Below are 20,885 nucleotides of genomic sequence, written 5' to 3'. Positions count from 1 at the left end.
GGTTGGTCAGCATCTACTTCATCCGCCACGGCCAGACCGACTGGAATGCCGAGGGCCGCCTTCAGGGCGGCCGCGACATCGACCTGAACGCGCAGGGCGAGCGTCAGGCCGCCGCCGTTGCGCAGCGCTTGGCCGCCGTGGCCGGCCCGAAGCTGGCGGAGGCGGATTTCATGGCGAGCCCGCTCAAGCGGACCCGGCGCACCATGGAGATCCTGCGGGCGAATCTCGGCCTGCCGGCGGACGCCTACCGGGCCGACGCGCGGTTGCGGGAGATCGGGTTCGGCAGCTGGGAGGGTTCGACCTGGGCGGAGATCCGACGCCGCGATCCGGCCGGTGCCGCGGGCCGCGATCGGGACCGCTGGCATCACCGTCCGCCGGGCAGCGGGGCTGAAAGCTACGCCGCCCTGGTCGAGCGCGTCGCACCGCTGCTTGCCGAGCTGGAGCGGGACACCGTCGTCGTCGCCCATGGCGGCGTTGCCCGTGCGGTCCTCGTGGCGCTGGGCCACCTCGATATCTACGCAGCGCCCCGCCTCGGCATTCGCCAGGGCGAGGTGCTGATTCTGGAGCCCGAAGGCTGGCGCTGGGCTTGATCATGTGCGCGGGCGCAGTGCAAAGCCGCCTCGCTAACGGCACGATCGGTGGGCTATAGGGCAACCGCCACGGGAGGCGTCGGCCTGCGCGGCCGGCCAGCGGAGCAGCGGATGAGTGACGTCGCCGAGAAGACCCGGCCCGGACCGGCTGCCGGGGCCAGCGGACGTCACGATGCCGGAGCGGCGATCCTGCAGGGCGCCCACCGGCCCGACCTGATCCGCGACGAGGTCCTGGCCGAGATTTTTTTGGACTCGGCCCGGTCCAGGCCAGACCATCCTTGCCTGATCGACGGCGCGACCGTGCAGGCGGGCGGCGTCCATCCGCACCTGACCTATGCCGAGGTCGCCGCCCGCGCCGGTCGGATCGCCGCCGGGCTTAGCCATCGCGGCATCGGGCCGGGCGACGTGGTCGGCCTGTGGATGGCCCGGGGTCCCGAACTCCTCGTGGCGCAGATCGGCATCACGATGTCGGGCGCCGCGTGGCTGCCCTTCGACGCCGAGGCGCCGGCCGACCGGGTGGGCGTGTGCCTGACCGACGCCGCCGCAAAGGCGCTCCTCGTCTCACCGGCGCTGAAGCCCGCCGCCCCCGACGCCGCGCCGGCCCTGACCCCGGCCGATCTCGATGCCGCCACCCCGGCCGGGGCTCCAGTTCCGGATGCCCGCGCGCTGGGTCTCACACCCGAGCACCCCGCCTACCTGATCTACACCTCGGGCTCGACCGGCGTGCCGAAGGGCATCGTCATCAGCCACGCCAACATCTGCCACTTCCTGCGCTCGGGGAACGCGCTCTACGGCATGCGCGCCGACGACGTGGTGTTCCAGGGCGCCTCGGTCGCCTTCGACCTCTCCATGGAGGAGATCTGGGTTCCGTATCTCGTCGGCGCCACGCTGTTCGTCGCGAGCCCGGCCATGATGGGCGACGTCGAATCCCTGCCCGGCATCCTGGAGGCCGAGCGGATCACGGTGCTCGACACCGTGCCGACCCTGCTGGCGATGATCTCCGGCGACCTGCCGACCGTTCGGCTCGTGCTGCTCGGCGGCGAGGCGCTGCCGGAGCCGCTGGTCGCCCGCTGGGCCACGGGTACGCGCCAGCTGTTCAACACCTACGGGCCGACCGAGGCGACCGTGGTCGCCACCGCCGCCGAGATGCGGCCCGGTGAGCCGGTCACGATCGGCGGGCCGATCCCGAACTATTCCGTCTACGTGGCGGGTGAGGATCTGAGCCTGCTCGGGCGCGACCAGCAGGGCGAACTGCTGATTGGTGGTCCCGGTGTCGCCCGGGGCTACCTCGCGCGCCCCGAGCTGACGGCGGAAAAGTTCATCGCCAACCCCTTCGGCTCGGACGGGACCGACCCCGTGCTCTACCGCTCGGGCGATGCCGTCTCCCTCGATGCCGCCGGGCGGATCGTGTTCCACGGCCGCATCGACGATCAGGTCAAGATCCGCGGTTTTCGCGTGGAGCTCGGCGAGATCGAGGCGCGCATCCGCGCAGTGCCCGAGATCAACCAGGCGGCCGTGGTGCTGCGGCAGGATGACGGCGTCGATCGCTTGGTCGCCTTCCTGATCCCGGAGCGCGGCCGGACCGTCGACACCGCCGCCCTGCGCAAGACGCTCGCCGGGCAGATGCCGCCCTACATGGTACCCGGCCATTTCGAGGTGGCCGAGACGCTGCCGCGCCTCACCTCGGGCAAGGTCGACCGGAAGGCCCTCAAGATCGCGCCGCTCACCGTGGTGGCGGCGGACGGCGAGCAGGAGCCCCCGGCCAACGAGACCGAGGCCGCGCTCGTGGCCGCGGCCAAGCAGATCTTCGGCAACCAGCCGATCCCGCTCGAGGGCGATTTCTTCGCCGATCTGGGCGGCCACTCGCTGCTCGCCGCCCGCTTCGTGTCGGCGGTGCGCGAGAACCCGCCGCTCGCCGGCATCACCCTGCCGGATGTCTACGCGCTCCGCACAATGCGGGCGATGGCCGACGCGCTGATCGCCCGCACCGGCGGCATGGGCGCGGCGGCTGCGACCCGCGACCTCAGCTTCGCGCCGCCGCCCCTGCTGCGCCGCGCGCTCTGCGGCCTCGCTCAGCTCGTGGCTCTGCCCGTCGTGATCGCGCTCGCCACCGCCCAGTGGCTCGGCATGTTCGTGACCTACCTGCTGCTCACCGGCGGCGGCTTGAGCTTCTTCGCCGAACTCGGGGTGCTGCTCCTCGTCTACGTGGCGATCAACGGCGTGACGGCGGTCATCGCCGTGGCCGGCAAGTGGCTGATCCTGGGGCGGACCAAGCCCGGCCGCTATCCGCTCTGGGGGGCCTATTACTACCGCTGGTGGCTGGCGCAGCGGCTGGCGCCCCTCGTCCACGTGAAATGGCTCCAGGGCTCGCCGGCCATCGCGATCTACCTGCGCCTGATGGGCGCGAAGATCGGCCGCGATACGGTGATCTCCGACATTGAGGTCGGCGCCCCCGATCTCCTCACGATCGGCGACGGCGCGTCGCTCGGCGGGCGCCTCGTGATCGCCAACGCCGAGATCACCGGCAACGAGCTGGTCATCGGCCGCGTGGAGATCGGCGCGGATGCGGCGGTCGGCACCTCCTGCGTGATCAGCCACGACACGGTGATCGGCCCGCAGGCCGAGATCGGCGATCTCACCACGATCCCGGCCGGCTCGCGGGTCGGGGCCGCCGAGCGCTGGGACGGTTCGCCCGGCCGCAAGGTCGGAATGGCCGATCCCACCGCATTGCCCGCGCCGGCCGACGCCTCGTGGGAGCGCCGGGCTGCCTTCATGGTCGCCTACACGCTGCTCCTCGCCGTGATCCCGGCGGTGGGCCTGCTGCCGATCTTCCCGGCCTTCTTCATCTTCGACCAGATCTCGGACTCGCTCTCCGACATCACGGACGTCGACTACCACTGGTACCTGCCGATCCTCACATGGCCGACCGCCATGCTGATGACCGCCGGCACGGTGCTGCTGATCGCCGGCATCCGCTGGGTCGTGCTGCCCCGGACGCGCACCGGCACCTACTCGGTCCACTCGCTGTTCTATTTGCGGAAGTGGTCGCTGGCGCTCGCCGTCGAGGTGACGCTGGAGACGCTCTCCTCGCTGTTCGCCACCGTCTACATGCGGGCGTGGTACCGGCTGATGGGCGCCAATATGGGCCACGGCGCCGAGATCTCGACGAATCTCGGTGGCCGCTACGACCTCGCCGATATCGGGGCGAAGAACTTCGTCGCCGACGAGGTGGTGTACGGCGAGGAGGAGATCCGGCGCGGCTGGATGCACCTCGAACCGACCCAGACCGGTGCCCGGGTCTTCGTCGGCAACGACGCCGTGGTGCCACCCGGCGCCGTCATCCCCGACGACGTGCTGATCGGCATCAAGTCGAAGCCGCCGGCCAACGAGGCGATGAGCCCCGGCGAGACGTGGTTCGGCTCGCCGCCGATCCGGCTGCCCGCCCGCCAGAAGGTCGATCTGGGATCGAACGCCCAGACCTACGAACCCGGGATGTGGCCGAAGGTCCGGCGCGGCGTGTTCGAGGCCTTCGCGACCTCGTTCTCGCCGATGCTCTACATCACCCTCGCGATCACCGTGATCGACTGGTACTTCTACCCGGCGATCCTGGAGAAGGATTGGATCGGGCTGGCAATCAGCTTCGTCACGGCGAGCGTTGCGATCGCGCTGATCCAGTCCTCGGCGGTCATCGCGATGAAGTGGCTGCTGATGGGCGTCTACCGGCCCGGCATGCAGCCGATGTGGTCGTGGTGGGCCATGCGCACCGAGGCCATCGCGGTGGCCTATTGGGGGCTCGCCGGCAAGGTGCTGCTGGAGCACCTCCAGGGCACGCCGTTCCTGCCCTGGGTGCTGCGCCTGTTCGGCGTGAAGATCGGCCGGGGCGTCTGCATGCTCACCACCGACATCACCGAGTTCGACTGCGTGACGATCGGCGACTACGCCACGATCAACCGCGTCTCGGCGCTTCAGACCCACCTCTACGAGGACCGGATCATGAAGATCGGCCGGGTGGTCGTGGGCAAGGGCGTGTCGGTCGGCGCCTTCTCGACGGTTCTGTACGACACCAAGGTCGGCGACTACGCGCGGCTGCGCCCGCTCACCATCGTGATGAAGGGCGAGTCGATTCCCGGCAATACCGAATGGGAAGGGGCTCCCGCGGTCCCGGTGATCCACGCCGCCTGAGCATGCGTGATGGATCGTGGCTGAGGCGCAGGTACCTGCGTCTCAGCCCGCGCCCTTGACTGTGCCGTGTCTAAATACGTAGAAATATCTCAACCCGATGTGGCTATATGTCGGTCTAGGCCCTACTGATAGCTGTCTAGCCTGATTCGTCGACGAACGTAATCAATGGCCACGGATGGGTGCCGCAGCGGCGTCTTCGCATGGGAGGTGGATGGTCGACCGTGCACCTTGATCCCCCCACGCTGCTCATCGTCAATTCGACGGTCACCCTGCTGGCCGGAACGCTGTTCCTCACGTCGTGGCGGCAGGCGCCCGAGGAGCGGACCCTGGCCTACTGGGGTGGGGCCCACCTGGTCGGCGCGGTCGGTACCGCCGGGCTCGCGCTCCGGGGCCAGATCCCCGACGCGATTTCGATCGTGCTGTCGAATGCGGTCATTCTCTGCGCCTACGGCCTGATCTGGAGCGGCGTCCGCTCGTTCGAACGGCGCCGGCCTCGTGTGGGGCTGGCGATGGTGGGTGCGCTCGTCTGGTGCGCCCTGTGCCTCATCCCGACCTTCTATGGATCGGTGACGCTGCGCATCGTGTATGCCTCCGCGGTGACCATGATCTATTGCGGCGCTGCGACCGCTGAGATCTGGCACGGCCGCGCGGAACGACTGGCGTCCCGGCTCACGGCGGCTGCCGTGCTCGGGCTGCACGGGGCCTTCTACGGCGTGCGCATCCCCTTGACGCTGCTCGCTCCGCCGCAGATCGCCCCGAATCCGCTCGCCTCGCCCTGGGTGGCGATCCTGTGCTTCGCGACGATCCTGTTCTCCATCGCCGCGGCGTTCACCTTCATGGCCCTGGTGAAGGAGCGGGCCGAGCGCGAGCAGCGCATCGCCGCATCGACCGATGCGCTGACGGGCGTGCGAAACCGCCGCGCCTTCGTGGATGCCGCCGGGCGGGCGCTGGTCAAGCACGCGGACGGGGCGCTGCTGCTTTTCGACCTCGACCGGTTCAAGGCCGTCAACGATGTCCACGGGCATGCGGTCGGGGATGCGGTGCTGGTGGGCTTCTGCGCCATGGCGGCGTCCCTGCTGCCGCGCGATGCGCTGCTGGGGCGCCTGGGCGGTGAGGAATTCGCCTGCTTCCTGCCGGAGGTCTCGCCCGCGGAAGCGCTGGGCCGAGCCGAGGAGCTGCGCCGGACCTTCGCGCAGCTCAACGTTCCGGAGTTGCCGGACCTGCGCGTGAGCGTCAGCATCGGCATCGCCCAGACGCACCACGGGATTGCGTTCGATACGCTGATGCGGCGGGCGGATGCCGCACTCTATGCCGCCAAGAACAACGGCCGCGACCGGGTTGCGGTGGCCGGGGCCACCGCCCGGGCCGCCTGAATCCGACGGGGCGTTCCGGCTGGTCAGGCCAGGGCGCGCGCCGCCTCCGAGACCTTGCGAACCGATTCATCGACATGGGCCGCCGAGGCTGCGATCTCGGCCATCGCGGCGCGCGCCGTGTCGACGCTGTGGGCGGCCGATTGCATATTCTCGGTCAGGTCGCGGGTCACCGCCGCCTGCTCGGTCACGGCGGACGAGACGCTCAGCGTGATCGCACTCAGCTGCTCGATGGTCGAACCGATCCCGTCGATGGCGGAGACGGCCTTGGCGGTCTCCATCTGAACGGCGGCGATCTGGCTGCCGATCTCGCCGGTCGCCCGGGCGGTCTGCTCGGCGAGCGCCTTCACCTCGGCGGCCACGACCGCAAACCCCTTGCCGGCCGCACCGGCCCGTGCGGCCTCGATCGTGGCATTGAGGGCCAGAAGGTTCGTCTGGTCGGCGATGGAGCGGATCAGGTTCACGGCGGCGCCGATCCGGTCGGCGGCACCGGTCAGCCCGACCACGATCGCTCCGGCCTCCTCGGCGCGCGTGACCACCTGATCGACCGAGGCCTTGGCGCCCAGGGCGTGACGGCTCAGCTCCTCGATGGAGGCGGCGAACTCCTCCGAGCCGGCCGCGACCGCCTGGACGTTGCGGGCCGTCTGGTTCGACGCCTCCGCGGTCTCATCGGCCTGCTGGACGACGCGGCTCATGGAGTCGCGGATCGCCGCGATGTCCCCCTCGATCGCGCGCTGCCCCGCAGCCCGGCGCTGCCGGTCCTCGACCTGCTGGGTCACGTCGGTGGCGAACTTGACGACTGCGCAGGGCTTGCCCTCCGCGTCGAGGATCGGATTGTAGGCGCCGAAGATCCAGACGACCCGCCCGCCCTTGCCGATCCGCTGAAACTCGCCGGCTTGGTACCGACCCGCCGCCAGGGCCGCCCAGAACGCCGCGTAGTCCGGGCTCGCCGCATCGGCGGGCGGCATGAACATGCGGTGATGACGGCCACGAATCTCGTCGAGGGTGTAGCCCAGGGTCGAAAGGAAATTCGCGTTGGCATCCGTGATGGTGCCATCGAGAGCGAAGCAGATCATCGCCTGCGAGCGGTTGATGGCCGCGATCTGACCCGCATACAGGGCGTTGCGCGCCCGTTCCTCGGTCACATCCGTGGCGATCTTCACGACCTTGGTCGTCTTGCCGTTGCGGTCGAGGATCGGGTTGTAGGAGCCCTTCACCCACACGATCCGTCCATCCTTGGTCAGGCGGGCGAACTCGCGAACCTGGGGCTGACCGGCGCGCAGCCGGTCCCAGAACGTGGCATAGTCCGGGCTCGCACGCTCAGATTCCGGCACGAACAGGCTGTGGTGGCGCCCGCGTACCTCCGTGAGGCTGTAGCCGACAAGATCGAGGAAGATCGCGTTGGCGTCCGTGATGTGGCCCGCGGGATCGAATTCGATCCGCCCCATGGTCCGATCGAGTGCCGACAGGGGGACATCCGAACGTGAACCAAAGAGTGCCATCGACGACCCCGAACGTAATTTGCCGTGAAGCTAAACAGGCGCCACAGGATGGTTTAAAAACTGATAAGTTTGCTAACGATGGTTGATCGTGCCGCATCTCGCCCAGTAGGACGTCGTAACTCTGCCGGACGCGCCGCACGGGTTACAATGTCCGATCGCTAGGCGCGCCGGCCACTGCTTGATTCCAATCTGCGCAGAGCTGCGCGGTGGTCTTGTCGAGGGGCGGCATCGAAAGCCGGCAAAACAGAACTGCCCGTGGGTTCCGGCGTTCGAAACCTTGGTATCGAGGTGTGCGTTCTGGATCGCCTCGGATCGGTTCGGCGCGCGCTCCGGGGCAGGGGCCCGCGCTCTGTTCCCCCGCCATCCATCGGACTCCGCCACCGACAGCGCGCTATGGATTCAGGGTCTTGCTCGCGCCGCTCCGTCCCGCTCGGCGGATGGGTCTGACGCCATTATGGAACGACGATCCGTAAGCATGGCCGGCCTGACGCTGGGCCAAGGGGGATCACAGATGGATGAGCCGAACCGGATGGACCGCCTGGAGATGCGCCTCACCGAGCAGGAGGCGACGGTCGAGGATCTCAACCGAATCGTCACCGAGCAGTGGCGGCTGATCGACCGGTTGTCCCGACAGGTCGAAGGCCTGCGCGAGCAGATGGAGGAGGCGGCTGCCCGGGCCGCCCCGCGGGCCCCCGAACCGCCGCCTCCGCATTACTGACGATCCATCAGAAATTCGCCTGCGTGACGAATTTGGTGACCAGGTAGGCGTCGAGCGCCTCCGGGCCGCCCTCGCTGCCGTAGCCGGAATCCTTGACGCCGCCGAACGGTGTCTCCGGCAGGGCGAGGCCGTGGTGGTTGATCGAGATCATGCCGCTCTCGACACCGTTCGACACCCGTGCGGCCCGCTCGGCCGAGCGGGTGTAGGCGTAGGCCGCCAGACCGTAGGGCAGGCGGTTCGCCTCGCTGAGGGCCTCCTCGTCCTCCGAGAACCGGTTGATGATCGCGAGCGGGCCGAACGGCTCCTCGTTCATGATCCGCATGGAGAGCGGCACCTCGGTGAGAACCGTCGGCTCGAAGAAATTGCCTCGGTTGCCGATCCGCTTGCCCCCGGTGCGGAGCGTCGCGCCGCCGGATTCGGCATCCGCCGTCAGCGCCTCGACGGCTTCGAGGCGCCGGCTGTGGATCAGCGGACCCATCTTGGTGTCGGGATCGAGCCCGTCGCCCACCTTGAGGTTCTTGGCGAAGGTCGAAAAGCCCTCGACGAACCGGTCGAACACGGAATCGTGGACCAGGAAGCGGGTCGGCGAGACGCAGACCTGTCCGGCGTTCCGGAACTTGGAGGGGGCCAGGATCGAGACGGCCTTCTCGACATCTGCGTCGCCGAACACGATCGCCGGAGCGTGGCCGCCAAGTTCCATCGTGGCTCGCTTCATGTGCTCGCCCGCGAGCGCCGCGAGCTTCTTGCCGACCACCGTGGAGCCAGTGAACGAGATCTTCCGGATCACCGGGTGGGCGATCAGATAGGACGAGATCGTCGCCGGATCGCCGTAAACGAGGGAGAGCGCGTCCCCCGGGATGCCGGCATCCAGGAAGGCGCGCACCAGGGCGGCGCAGCTCGCTGGCGTGTCCTCGGGACCCTTGAGGATCACCGTGCAGCCGGTGCAGAGGGCCGCCGAGATCTTGCGGACCGCCTGGTTGATCGGGAAGTTCCAGGGCGTGAAGCAGGCCACCGGGCCCACCGGCTCGCGGATCACGGCCTGGAGCACCCCGTCGGCCCGGCCGGGGATGACACGGCCGTAGGCGCGCTTCCCTTCCTCGGCGAACCAGTCGATGATGTCGGCGGCCGCGAGCGTCTCGATCCGCGCCTCGGCGAGCGGCTTGCCCTGCTCCTGGGTCATGATCCGGGCGATATCTTCGGCGCGTTCGCGCATCAGGTCGGCGGCCTTGCGCATCACCTTGGCGCGCTCGAACGGCGCCACCTTCCGCCAGGCCGGGAAGGCCCGGGCCGCCGCCGCCAGCGCCTCGTCGAGATCCGCCGTGCTGGCGACCGCGCACTGGCCGATCGTCTCGCCCGTCGCGGGGTTCAGGACCGGCAGCGTGTCTTGTCCGGCGCCCGCGCGCCAGCGCCCGGCGATATGCAACTCGGTATCCGGATACATCGATCGATTCCCGTCCGGCCGCAGCATCGACCGCGCGCCGAGTGTGGCCATCTCGCACGCGCAGGCAATCCCCGCAGCGGCATGGCTCGGACGGTTGTCACTCAGGCGGCGGCGCGGGTGCGCTCGGGGAGCTCCACGATGGTCGCGGTTCCATGCCGGGCGCGGAGCGTTGCGTCCTTCGGTACGACCTTCCATCCCTCGCGGCAGCCGTCGATTGGCTCGGACACTACGACGATGCCACCCGGTCCCTCGCGGAAGTACAGGCTCGGCGGGCGCCCGTCGCAAGCCCAACGGTAGGCGGTCAGCGTCTCGCCGTCGGTGAGCAGCGCCGTGAAGCGGACCGGCTCGCAGATTGCGGCCTCGTCCATCAGCCCGCGGATGATCTTCATGGTCCGCGCCATCGCGCCCACGGGGTCCTGCTCCAGCCCGTTGGCCAGTGCCAGGAGGAAGATCGCCTCGGAATCGGTGCTGCCGCGGCGGTTATCGTAAAGCGCATCCGGAATCAGCGCCTCGAGCCGGCGCTTGATCCGGTGATAGCCGCCGATCTGGCCGTTGTGCATGAACAGGTGCCGGCCGTGGACGAACGGATGGCAATTGGCCCGCGCCGTGGCGGTGCCGGTCGAGGCCCGGACATGGGCGAAGAAGGTCCGCGCCCGAACCTGCCCGCAGAGGTTGACCAGATTCTCGTCCGACCAGGCCGGCGAGATGTCGCGATAGACCCCTGGCTCGGGCCGCTCCGCGTACCAGCCGATGCCGAACCCGTCGCCGTTGGTCTCGGTTTTCCCCTCGTCGGCGTGCAGCGACTGGTGCACCAGCGAGTGGGTCGGCGCGCAGACGAGGTCGGAGAGGAAGACCGGCTCACCGCTGTAGGCGAGGAAACGGCACATGTCGGACAGCGATCCTTCAGCTCTGACCCGCGTGAAGCCGACAGGGCTTCGTGCGCGTTGGGTACGTTCCGTCGCAGGATGTTAACAGTCGGTCCACACGGGTGAACAGTTTCTTAACCGCAGGGCCGATGCGCCAAATTCGGGCTCGACGCTCGAATTTGGCGCGGCCTGATTGCAACGCGGGCATGCTGTCCCGGATGGCGCCGACTCTTGTGAGCCGGCTCTTGACAGGTCAGCATGGCCGAATCGGGGAATCAGAAGCCTGTTTTGAAGGCCATGACCCGACGTGGGGCGACGCACCCAGCTCAGGAGACATCAATGGATCGCGCACAGCCCGAGTGTTCCAACCCGGTAGCCCTCGTCGTCGAGGACGACGCGGCGGTTCGAGACCTTGCCACCGCGGTGCTGGAAGAGACGGATCTCGGCGTGATCGCCTGCGAGAGCGCCGAGGCGGCGCTCTCGGTGCTGGAGCGTTCCGACGTCACCGTGGCGCTGCTCTTCGCCGACGTGCGCCTGCCGGGTGCCATGGACGGCGTCTCCCTGGCGCAGGCGGTGGGCCGCCGCTGGCCGGATGTCCGCGTGGTCGTGACCTCCGGGGCGGGCCGTGACGCGCGCCTGCCGGATCAGGCGGTCTACATGCAGAAGCCCTGGCGGGCGCTCGACGTACTGGTCCAGGCGGATTACGCCACGATGGCCGCCAAGGCGGCTTGAGCGGACGGCACAGGGCTTCTCTCCTCCCCCTTGTGGGGAGGAGTTGGAGGTGGGGGTGAAGCAGGATGGATCGTTACGGTGCCTTCTGCACCACCCCCACCCCTGGCCCCTCCCCACAAGCGGGAGGGGAAAATGCTCTTTTTTCAATATGTTGGTGCGTAACCGCAACGCATGAGCCTGCGAGCCGCCGAGCGAGCGGCGGGCTAACAGAAGCGCGACAGCACCACCACAAACGAAAAAACCCGGCCGCTTGCGCGGGCCGGGTTTTTCCAAACGCAGTATCGTCGCTCAGGCGGCGGGAGCGGGGCTCACCGGCACCTGACCCGAGGCGTTGCCGCCCTGACCCTGTGCGGCCGACGGCGACGGGAAGCCCGGACGGCGGCTGCCGGCGGGGAAACGGGGCTTCGGCTTCGGCGCGGCGATCAGGCCCTCGCGGATCGCGGTCTTGCGGGCCTGCTTGCGGGCGCGGCGGACGGCCTCGGCCTTCTCGCGAGCCTTGCGCACGGACGGCTTCTCATAAGCCTTGCGCTGCTTCATCTCGCGGAAGATGCCCTCGCGCTGCATCTTCTTCTTGAGGACGCGGAGCGCCTGATCGACGTTGTTGTCGCGAACGAGTACCTGCAACGGACTTGATCCTCTGGACCTGGATTTGGGGCTCGCGCAGCCCGCCGCCGATCTGGAAACCGGCAACGTCCCTCGCCCGGGATGTACCCGGGAGGGACGGGAACGTCGGTTTCCGAATCGGCGTGGAGCCCACGCCTTGGCGGGGCTTCTACACCAAGCGCGCACCAGTTCCAACCTGTTCGCACGATCGATCTTCGCGACCGCCGTGCTAGGTTGCCGGGATGAGACACGACGACTCGCAGCAATTCGCCAGCGACAACTATTCCGGCATCTGCCCGGAGGCCTGGGCCGCCATGGAGATGGCCAATCGTGGCCACGCCCCGGCCTACGGCGAGGATGTCTGGACGCAGCGGGCCGCGGACGCGTTCCGGACCCGGTTCGAGACCGAATGCGATGTGTTCTTCGCGTTCAACGGCACCGCAGCCAACGCCCTCGCGCTCGCGGCGCTCTGCCAATCCTACCACAGCGTGATCTGCGCCGACTCGGCCCATGTGGAGACCGACGAGTGCGGTGCGCCGGAATTCTTCTCCAACGGCTCGAAGCTGCTGACCGTCCGCACCGAGGGCGGCAAGCTCACGCCGGAGGCGATCCGCGGGCTCGCCCAGAACCGGAACGACATCCACTTCCCGCGGCCCCGGGTGGTCACCATCACCCAGCCGACCGAGACGGGTCAGGTCTACAGCCTCGCCGAACTCCAGGCCCTGTCGGCGACCTGCCGGGAGCTCGGCCTTGCCCTGCACATGGACGGTTCGCGCTTCGCCAATGCCTGCGCGAGCCTCGGCTGCAGCCCCGCCGACATGACGTGGCGTGTGGGTGTCGACGTCCTGTGTTTCGGCGGCACCAAGAACGGCATGCATGCCGGCGAGGCGGTGGTGTTCTTCGATCGGAAGCTCGCCGAGGATTTCGGCTATCGCTGTAAGCAGGCCGGCCAGCTCGCCTCGAAGATGCGCTTCCTCGCGGCCCCCTGGGTCGGCATGCTGGAGAGCGGCGCCTGGCTCCGTAACGCGGTCCACGGCAATGCCTGCGCCCGGCTGTTCGCCGAGGCCGTCTCCGGGCTGCCGGGCGTGCGGACCCTGTTTCCCGTGGAGGCGAACGCCGTCTTCCTGACGCTGCCGCCCGCCACCATGGACGGCCTGCGCGCCCGGGGCTGGCGCTTCTACACCTTCATCGGCGGCGGGGCGCGCTTCATGTTCGCCTGGGATGCAAGGCCCGAGCGGGTCGAGCAACTGATCGGCGACCTGCGCGCTCTGTCGGCCGAGGCGGCCTGAGGCCGGGCCGGCACAGCTGGTCTCGTAAGAGTGCCCCCCTGTCCTGCGGCGGAAACCTGCGGCCATACAAAAATCTACGCCAACACCGTGTTGGCGTGCGCACGGTGCACGACAGGCACCTATCGACAGGGTTGGCAAGCGCGACCTAACCCCCTCTCCCGTGCGGGAGAGGGTTGGGGTGAGGGACGAGAACGTTCAGGATAAGGCACGCCGTCGAAGCGCAGTCAGGCAGAGACTCTTCCGGAGAATTCTCATCCCTCACCCTATCCCTCTCCCGCACGGGAGAGGGGACCCGCGACAGATCCGGCAACGGCGGCGTTCCTGTTGTGTGGCCCGGGCGTGCCACCGCAAGTCTGTTCTACAGCAGCGCCAGATCGGCCGGATCCGCGCTCGGAAAGATCCGGCGCAGGCTCGCCTGATCGAGGCCGTAGAGGCGCTGGAACAGGCCGCCCAGCAGGCCGCGGTAATTGGTCAGGACCGGATAGTCCCGGTTCTGGAACAGGTTCGCCTCGTCGGCCCGGACCTGCGGCCCGGCGATCCGGCCGCCCCGTACGCCGCCGCCGAGGATCCAGTAGACGCTGCCGTGGCCGTGGTCGGTCCCGCGGTTGCCGTTCTCGCGGAAGGTGCGGCCGAACTCCGACAGCACCACCACCACGGTGTCGGACCAGCCGGGCCCGATCTCCTCCGCGAAGCCCGACAGACCGCGTCCCAGCTCGCCCAGCCGGTCGGCGAGGTAGCCGGTGCCCGCGCCCTGGTTCACGTGCGTGTCCCAGCCGCCGACATCCACGAAGCCGAGGTTGAACGAGTCGCGCATCAGGCGGCCGATGCGCCGGGCCGACAGCTCGAACCCCTTCGGCGAGACCGCGCCGCGGTCGGCCTGCGCCGCGTGCTCGGAGATCGAGCGGTAGACCTCGTCGCGCACGCGAAAGCCCTCGGTCACCGCCCCGGCGAGCTTGGTCCCGCTGTACATGGCGGCGATGAGCTTCGCCTGTCGGTCGTCGATGCCGGGCTTGCCGACGCCGTTGATGGCGATGTTCGGCACTGTCTCGCCGCCCCGGAAGATCAGCGGCATCTGCTCGGTGAAGGCGATCGGCCGGACCCGGGTCAGCTCCGCGGCCAGCCGCGCCATGAAGCCGGAATTGTAGTCGCGCACGGTCCCGATGGTCTGGCCCATCTCGATCGTGTCCTGGGTCTCGAAATGGCTGCGTGTCAGGTCGTCGGTGCCGGCGAACGGCACGAAGGCCGCCTGTCCCTTGGCGAAGAGGGGCAGGATCGTCTCGCACAAAGCCGGATGCAGGCTCCAGTCGGCGTCAAGCGCCAGCCCCGCCTTCGGGTCCGATGCGTCGGGCTTGGCGATCGCGAGGTTCGGCCGTGACCGGTAATAGAACTCGCTGCCGGTCGGGATGACTACGTTGGCAGCGTCGTAGGCGCCGCGCAGGAACACCACGAGGAGGCGCGCATCGGCTTTCGGGGCGGCCCAGACGCGCCCCGCCACCGTGGACAGGCCGAGCGCCGCCGAGCCGCGGATGAGGTCGCGACGGTTCATCGCATGAACTCCGGCGAGGCGAGGTAGAGGGTGTTCCAGTCCTGGGGCGAGACCGCCTGCGCGAGCGCGGCCCGCGTCGAGGCTGAGAGGGTGCCCGACAAGGCCGTGTAGTAGAGCCCGTTGGCCAGCACCGGGAAGGCCGGCTGCTCGGGCTGGTCCGGCGTCGGCGGCTTGAACAGCCCGGCCGAGCCGGAGCCGATCTGCCGGGCGATCTCGAACCGCGTCGCGAGCTGCCCCGGCCCGCTCCAGGCCGCCGAATCGAGCGGGTATCCGTCCGGCGTCGACCGGTTGAACAGGCCCTCGCCGAGCCGGTTCAGCCAGCCGAGCACCGGGCCGGGATTGAGGATCACGCGCTGATCATAGGCCATGCGCACGGCCGAGAAGACGTAGCGCACCGGATCCTTGAAGCCGCCGCCGCGCTCGGCCGCGAAGGCCGGCTCGCGCACCAGCGCCTCCATCACGGCCGCGATGTCGCCGTCCGTGCGGGTGAAGACGGAAGCGAGCCGGGCCACCAGCACGTCGTCCGGCGCCTGCCCGAGGATGTAGGTGGCGAGCGCCCGGGAGACGTTCGTCGCGGTGGCGGGATGGTGGGCGATGAGGTCCACGGCCTGCTCGACCTCCGGCCAGCCGCGGCCCTGGATGCGCGTGCCGAGGAAGACCTTGTCGCCGTAGTCGTGGCGGTTCGGGTTGAACGCGAACAGCCCGTCGCGGCGGAAATCGGCGGCGTGCTCGGGCCGGAGTTTCGGATCCTCGGGCTTCAGGTCGATGCCGACCCCGGTCAGGATCCGCGCCAGCGCCTCCACGTCTGCTTGCGTGTAGCCGGAGCCGACACCCATCGTGTGCAGCTCCATGATCTCCCGGGCGTAATTCTCGTTGATGCGGCCGGCGGCGTTGGCGTCGTTGTCGAGGTAATGCAGCATCGCCGGGTGGCGCAGGCTCGCCATCAGCAGGTCGCGGAAGCGCCCGAGCGCGTGCGGACGGATCGCCGTGTCGACATAGTCGCCCACGGCGGCGCGGAGCGTCGACTTGCCCTGGTGCACGTTGAACCGGTTGAACCAGAACCATGTGAGCCGCTCGCGCAGCTGGTCCGGGCTGTAGAGGGCGCGCAGCACCCAGGCGGAGGCGGCGTTCCGGGCCGCATTGTTGAGCGCCGTCTGGAAGGCGTGCTGCCCGGCCTTCTTGGCCTCGGGATCCTGGATGTCCTTGAACGCCTTCGCCTGCGCGTCGAGCGCCTGGGCCCGCTCGAACAGGCTACCCGGCGGGGTCAGCGCGTCGATGGCGGCCTGCGCCTCTGGCGGCAGGCGCGGCTCGGCGGGCGGATGAAGCTGCCCGTGCAGCCAACGGGCGCGCCCCTCGGCCTCGAGCTGCGCGAAGGCGGAGGGCGTGGCGCCCCAGGTCAGGGCATCGAGGAAGGCGACATCGGCCGCCGCGGAGGGGGCGGGCGGGCCGGCCGCCCATGGTCCGGGCCCCGCCGGGGATACGAGCAGGACGGTGATCAGGAGACAGCGTGGTGCGGCGCGCGACATGGCAGCCTCGCGAAGCGTGAATCGGTCGACGGAGCCTGTTGCCGGGTCCCTGTACGGTCCCTGAAGGGACGCCCCGATCAGCCCCGCGTCTTTGCCAATATCGGGGCATCCCGCTACACGATCCCGAGACCGCGCCCGACGCGCACCCTCACGTTCCGCCGACCCAGAGCGTTCGCTCCATGCTGATGCAGACCAAGACCGAGGCGAGACCGGCCGATCCGGTGTCGCGGCGGCGCACCTTCGCGATCATCTCCCACCCGGACGCCGGCAAGACCACGCTGACCGAGAAGCTGCTGCTGTTCGGGGGCGCGATCCAGCTCGCGGGCGAGGTGAAGGCCAAGCGCAACCGCGTCTCGACCCGCTCCGACTGGATGGGGATCGAGAAGGAGCGCGGCATCTCGGTGGTCACCTCGGTGATGACCTTCGAGTACGGCGACTGCGTCTTCAACCTCCTCGACACGCCCGGCCACGAGGACTTCTCGGAAGACACCTATCGGACCCTGACCGCGGTCGATTCGGCAGTGATGGTGATCGACGCCGCAAAGGGCATCGAGGCGCGCACGCGCAAGCTGTTCGAGGTCTGCCGGCTGCGCGACATCCCGATCGTCACCTTCGTCAACAAGCTCGACCGCGAGGCCCGCGACCCGTTCGAACTCTTGGACGAGATCGAGAAGACGCTGGCGCTCGACGTCGCCCCGGTCACGTGGCCGATCGGCACGGGCCGCAACTTCTCCGGGACCTACGAACTCGGCGGCAAGCGCGTGCGCCGGCTCGACGCCGCCGAGGATGCCGGGATGGTCGCGGTTTCAGGCCCCGACGATCCGCTGTTCGACGAACTCCTCACCGAGAACGGCGCGGCCGATGCGTGGCGCGAGGAGGTCGAACTCGCCGAGGGCGGGCTGAAGCCGTTCGACCTCGACGCGTTCCGCGAGGGCCACCTGACGCCGGTGTTCTTCGGCTCGGCGCTCCGCAATTTCGGCGTGCGCGACCTGATCGACGGTCTCGCCCAGGTGGCGCCGCCGCCCCGGGGCCAGGATGCCGACAAGCGCCTCGTGGAGCCGACCGAGCCGCGCATGACCGGCTTCGTGTTCAAGATCCAGGCGAATATGGACCCGAACCACCGGGACCGGATCGCCTTCATGCGGGTCTGCTCGGGCAAGCTCAACCGGGGCATGAAGGCCCGGCTCGTGCGGACCGGCAAGCCGATCTCGCTCTCGGCGCCGCAATTCTTCTTCGCCCAGGACCGCGCCATCGCGGACGAGGCCTATGCCGGCGACGTGGTCGGCATCCCGAACCATGGGACGCTCCGGATCGGCGATACCCTCACCGAGGGCGAGGACATCGTGTTCCGCGGTGTGCCGAGCTTCGCGCCGGAGATCCTGCGCCGGATCAAGCTCACCGATGCCATGAAGGCCAAGAAGCTGCGCGAAGCGCTCCAGCAGATGGGCGAGGAGGGCGTGGTCCAGGTGTTCGTGCCGCAGGACGGCAGCCAGGCGATCGTCGGCGTGGTCGGCGCGCTGCAGCTCGACGTGCTGAAGGAGCGGCTTCAGGCCGAGTACGGCCTGCCGGTGGATTACGAGACCTCGCGCTTCTCGGTCTGCCGCTGGATCGAATCGGACTCCGAGGTCGAGCTCGACAAGTTCATCGACTCGCACGGTTCGGCCATGGCGAAGGACCTCGACGGGGCGCCGGTCTTCATGGCGACGACGGCGTTCTCGCTTCGCTACGAAGAGGAGCGCTACCCAGCGGTGCGCTTCACCGATGTAAAGGACTATCAGAAGCGGGCGGCGTGAGCGGTCCAAGACCACTGATCCAATCCACGCCCTCATCCTGAGGTGACCGCGTCAGCGGGCCTCGAAGGAGGGCTCCAGCCAGCCGCGCGATCCCTGGAGGGCTCCTTCGAGGCCTCCGCTCCGCAGCGGCACCTCAGGATGAGGGTGATGGGTGGGAGGTCTTGCCGTTCAGCCGCCCCTCAGAACTTCCCCAGCATCGGGAATTCCACGCTCAAGCTCGATTCCGCCGCCATCGGCGCCTCGCGCTTGCGCGGCTTGCGGTTGAGCACCTGCTTCAGCTTGGTCTTCAGCACCGCCATGTCGAACGGCTTGAGGATGAAGGCATCCGCGCCCGCCTGGTGGGCGAGGTTGATGTCCTCGAAATCGAAGGACGATTCGGTCAGCATGAAGGGCGTGTTCATCAGCGCGTCGTCGGCACGGATCTCGCGCAGCAGGCTGAGCCCGTCCATCGGCTCCATGTCGAGGTCGGAGATCACGAGGGCGTAGCGGCGCTGCCGGAGGCGTTCCAGAGCCTCGGTCGCGCTGGTGACGCCCTCGACGTCCGGAAAGCCGATGCGGGTCATCAGCATCACGATCAGCCGGAGAAGCTTCTCCTGGTCGTCGACGATGAGGATCGGGTTCGAATCGCTCTCAGACATCGCGCGGCTCAGACGAAGAGATGATCGATGCCCTGGCGGGACATCGTGTCGGATTGAAGGGCGAGGCACAGCCCGTGGATCGCCGAGGCCTTCGGCGTGCCGCGCTGGAGCATCGGCAGCAGGTTGGCCTTGGCGAACAGCGTCTCGTTGCCGGGCGTGCGCTGGGCGCTCTTGAAGGAGTGGACGAACTCGCGCTTGGCGATCTCGCGCCACTCGCTGATCTGCACGTCCCGGTGGCGGCTGTCCGCGCTCACCCGGTCGAAGGTCTCGTGCACCGACGAACGCTCGCCCTCGATCACCTGACAGGCGAAGTTGCCCTCGATCACCAGAAAGCTGGTGATCACCGCGAACTCGTTCTTCTTCTGGGCGATGCGGCCGATCTCGCCGATCTGCTCGGATCGCTTGCCCGGGTCCGACGACAGGTTCAGGCGTGAGAAGTAGATGATGTGGACGAGGCTCGTCCGTTTCGCCCGCATGATCCCGTGATCCGAAATCCCGATCGGTCCGGCGCTTCCGGCCAGGACGCGCCGCCCCCGATCCTAGCCCGACCCGAGCTTCGCATGCGGCCGGATAACGTGGCGTAAACGCGAGCGACTGGCTGCGGCGGGCGGGGAGACCACCCCGGGCAGAATTTGCCGACTGACGGACGATCAGGCTGCCAAGCCTGCCGGGTCGAGGCAGGCCAGAGTCAGTCTTTTCAAGGGCTTGGCGCTGGCACGGCGGTTGCGGCCGACAGGACCTGCGGGCCGTGACGGCGCGTATCGGGATCGCTCGCCATGGATCTTTTTTCCGCCCTGCAGACCTCGGTCTCCGGATTGCAGGCGCAGTCCTACGCCATCAGCAACATCTCCGGGAACATCGCGAACTCGCAGACCACCGGCTACAAGCGGGTCGACACCAGCTTCGTCGATCTGATGACTGAGACGACACCCAAGCGCGAGGTCGCCGGTTCGGTCCTGGCTCAGTCGCAGCTGACCAACACGATCGCCGGCAACGTCGTCTCGTCGAGCGTGCCGACCAACATGTCGATCACCGGCACCGGCTTCTTCACGGTGGTGCAGAAGACCGGTGACGCCAGTGGCAGCCCGACCTTCACCGGCACGAACGCCTATACCCGCCGGGGCGACTTCGCGCCGACCGCGGACGGCTACCTGATGAACGGAGCCGGCGGCTACCTCATCGGGACCAACCTCGATCCGACCACGGGGCAGGTCAAATCCACGGGCCCGATCGTCATCGGGAATCCGACCCTCCCGGCGCAGCCGACCACCACGATCACCTACGCGGCCAACCTGCCGGCGACGCCCTCGACGAGCGCTTCGGCGCAGCCGGCCGGCAGCATCGCCGGCCCGTCGCTCACGGCCTACACGTCGTCTGGGGCGCCGGTCACGATCAACATGCGCTGGACCCAGCTCACGAGCACCACGACGGGTTCGACGTGGAAACTATCCTACCAGGATGGGACCGATGCGACGACGGGCAACCCGACCTGGGCGGATGTGAAGACCCCGACGTTTGCATTCGATTCGACGGGCAAGCTGACAACTCCGACCAGCACAACGAGCGATCCGAATCAGATCACCGTCGATCTGAGCGGTGATACATTCTCCGGCTACACCTTCCCGAGTCTGACGCTGGATCTCTCCGGCGGCCTGACCCAATACGCCGACGCAAGCGGCGCCGCGACCACCAACACGCTGAGCCAGGACGGCAGCACCTCCGGCACGCTGACGAGCGTCGCGGTCGGTACCGACGGCAAGATCAACGGCACCTTCTCGAACGGGGCCGTGAAGGCGCTCGCCAATGTCGGGATCGCCCAATTTGCCAATCCCGACGGGCTCAAGGCCGATACCAACGGCAACTACCTGCAGACGGCTGATTCCGGGCCCCCGCAGGCGGGCCTCAACGGCAGCACCATCACGGGTGCCAGCCTCGAGCAATCCAATACCGACATTGCGACCGAGTTCTCTAAGATGATCGTAACCCAGCAGGCCTACTCTGCGAATACGCGCGTCATGTCGACAGCCCAGACGATGATGTCCGATCTGCTCAACGTGATCCGGTAGCTGATTTCGAGGGGGTCGCCGAG

At 68.5% G+C, this 20,885-nt stretch carries 16 protein-coding genes; 8 read left to right on the top strand and 8 right to left on the bottom strand.

Annotation, left to right across the window (positions count from 1 at the left end):
- Nucleotides 1–2 precede the first annotated feature (2 nt).
- The 3 genes from BLQ49_RS00340 (at nucleotide 3) to BLQ49_RS00330 (ending at nucleotide 6,145) form a co-directional block, all read left to right on the top strand.
- Nucleotides 3–590: a histidine phosphatase family protein gene (locus BLQ49_RS00340; RefSeq protein ID WP_091712376.1), complete on the top strand. Its 588-nt coding sequence runs from the start codon at nucleotides 3–5 to the stop codon at nucleotides 588–590.
- A gap of 111 nt (nucleotides 591–701) precedes the next feature.
- Nucleotides 702–4,772 (top strand): Pls/PosA family non-ribosomal peptide synthetase, encoded by a 4,071-nt coding sequence (locus BLQ49_RS00335; RefSeq protein ID WP_091712375.1) that lies wholly within the window; start codon nucleotides 702–704, stop codon nucleotides 4,770–4,772.
- Between the two features lie 221 nt (nucleotides 4,773–4,993).
- Nucleotides 4,994–6,145, top strand: coding sequence for a GGDEF domain-containing protein (locus BLQ49_RS00330; RefSeq protein ID WP_091712373.1), 1,152 nt, complete (start codon nucleotides 4,994–4,996; stop codon nucleotides 6,143–6,145).
- Nucleotides 6,146–6,168: 23 nt separating this feature from the next.
- On the opposite strand, the gene BLQ49_RS00325 is transcribed toward BLQ49_RS00330, so the two are convergent.
- On the bottom strand, nucleotides 6,169–7,644 hold the full coding sequence (locus tag BLQ49_RS00325) for a methyl-accepting chemotaxis protein (RefSeq protein ID WP_091712371.1): 1,476 nt from the start codon (nucleotides 7,642–7,644) through the stop codon (nucleotides 6,169–6,171).
- A 511-nt stretch (nucleotides 7,645–8,155) separates the two neighbouring features.
- On the opposite strand from BLQ49_RS00325, the gene BLQ49_RS00320 reads away from it, so the two are divergent.
- The gene (locus BLQ49_RS00320) at nucleotides 8,156–8,362 is read left to right on the top strand and encodes a SlyX family protein (RefSeq protein ID WP_091713057.1); all 207 of its coding nucleotides are present in this window, start codon (nucleotides 8,156–8,158) and stop codon (nucleotides 8,360–8,362) included.
- 7 nt (nucleotides 8,363–8,369) lie between these two features.
- Here the strand turns inward: BLQ49_RS00320 and BLQ49_RS00315 are convergent, their stop codons facing one another.
- Together BLQ49_RS00315 and BLQ49_RS00310 are read right to left on the bottom strand one after the other, a co-directional pair.
- On the bottom strand, nucleotides 8,370–9,803 hold the full coding sequence (locus BLQ49_RS00315) for an NAD-dependent succinate-semialdehyde dehydrogenase (RefSeq protein ID WP_091713055.1): 1,434 nt from the start codon (nucleotides 9,801–9,803) through the stop codon (nucleotides 8,370–8,372).
- 101 nt (nucleotides 9,804–9,904) lie between these two features.
- Nucleotides 9,905–10,690, bottom strand: coding sequence for a class II glutamine amidotransferase (locus BLQ49_RS00310; RefSeq protein ID WP_091712369.1), 786 nt, complete (start codon nucleotides 10,688–10,690; stop codon nucleotides 9,905–9,907).
- 318 nt (nucleotides 10,691–11,008) lie between these two features.
- On the opposite strand from BLQ49_RS00310, the gene BLQ49_RS00305 reads away from it, so the two are divergent.
- Nucleotides 11,009–11,401 (top strand): response regulator, encoded by a 393-nt coding sequence (locus BLQ49_RS00305; RefSeq protein ID WP_091712367.1) that lies wholly within the window; start codon nucleotides 11,009–11,011, stop codon nucleotides 11,399–11,401.
- Nucleotides 11,402–11,689: 288 nt separating this feature from the next.
- Here the strand turns inward: BLQ49_RS00305 and rpsU are convergent, their stop codons facing one another.
- Nucleotides 11,690–12,025 carry a 30S ribosomal protein S21 gene (gene rpsU / locus BLQ49_RS00300; RefSeq protein WP_091712365.1) on the bottom strand — a complete coding sequence of 112 codons (336 nt, stop codon included), beginning with the start codon at nucleotides 12,023–12,025 and terminating at the stop codon, nucleotides 11,690–11,692.
- A 221-nt stretch (nucleotides 12,026–12,246) separates the two neighbouring features.
- Between rpsU and BLQ49_RS00295 the strand changes: the two genes are divergently transcribed.
- On the top strand, nucleotides 12,247–13,293 hold the full coding sequence (locus BLQ49_RS00295) for a threonine aldolase family protein (protein WP_091712363.1): 1,047 nt from the start codon (nucleotides 12,247–12,249) through the stop codon (nucleotides 13,291–13,293).
- 358 nt (nucleotides 13,294–13,651) lie between these two features.
- On the opposite strand, the gene BLQ49_RS00290 is transcribed toward BLQ49_RS00295, so the two are convergent.
- Both BLQ49_RS00290 and BLQ49_RS00285 read right to left on the bottom strand, forming a co-directional pair.
- A complete protein-coding gene (locus BLQ49_RS00290; RefSeq protein ID WP_091712362.1) occupies nucleotides 13,652–14,839 on the bottom strand; it encodes a DUF1501 domain-containing protein in 1,188 nt (395 codons plus the stop codon).
- Nucleotides 14,836–16,365, bottom strand: a complete 1,530-nt coding sequence (locus BLQ49_RS00285) for a DUF1800 domain-containing protein (RefSeq protein ID WP_091712360.1) — start codon at nucleotides 16,363–16,365, stop codon at nucleotides 14,836–14,838. Before BLQ49_RS00285 ends, BLQ49_RS00290 begins: the two co-directional genes overlap by 4 nt.
- Nucleotides 16,366–16,544: 179 nt before the next feature.
- Between BLQ49_RS00285 and BLQ49_RS00280 the strand changes: the two genes are divergently transcribed.
- Nucleotides 16,545–18,158, top strand: coding sequence for a peptide chain release factor 3 (locus BLQ49_RS00280; RefSeq protein WP_091712359.1), 1,614 nt, complete (start codon nucleotides 16,545–16,547; stop codon nucleotides 18,156–18,158).
- Between the two features lie 179 nt (nucleotides 18,159–18,337).
- On the opposite strand, the gene BLQ49_RS00275 is transcribed toward BLQ49_RS00280, so the two are convergent.
- Nucleotides 18,338–18,796, bottom strand: coding sequence for a response regulator (locus BLQ49_RS00275; protein WP_091712357.1), 459 nt, complete (start codon nucleotides 18,794–18,796; stop codon nucleotides 18,338–18,340).
- 8 nt (nucleotides 18,797–18,804) lie between these two features.
- Nucleotides 18,805–19,272 carry a BLUF domain-containing protein gene (locus BLQ49_RS00270; protein ID WP_091712356.1) on the bottom strand — a complete coding sequence of 156 codons (468 nt, stop codon included), beginning with the start codon at nucleotides 19,270–19,272 and terminating at the stop codon, nucleotides 18,805–18,807.
- 300 nt (nucleotides 19,273–19,572) lie between these two features.
- Between BLQ49_RS00270 and BLQ49_RS00265 the strand changes: the two genes are divergently transcribed.
- Nucleotides 19,573–20,862, top strand: a complete 1,290-nt coding sequence (locus BLQ49_RS00265; RefSeq protein WP_091712354.1) for a flagellar hook protein FlgE — start codon at nucleotides 19,573–19,575, stop codon at nucleotides 20,860–20,862.
- Nucleotides 20,863–20,885 lie beyond the last annotated feature (23 nt).

This window comes from Methylobacterium phyllostachyos, from assembly GCF_900103445.1.
Taxonomy (GTDB): domain Bacteria; phylum Pseudomonadota; class Alphaproteobacteria; order Rhizobiales; family Beijerinckiaceae; genus Methylobacterium; species Methylobacterium phyllostachyos.
This window is presented reverse-complemented; position numbering and strand designations above follow the sequence as displayed.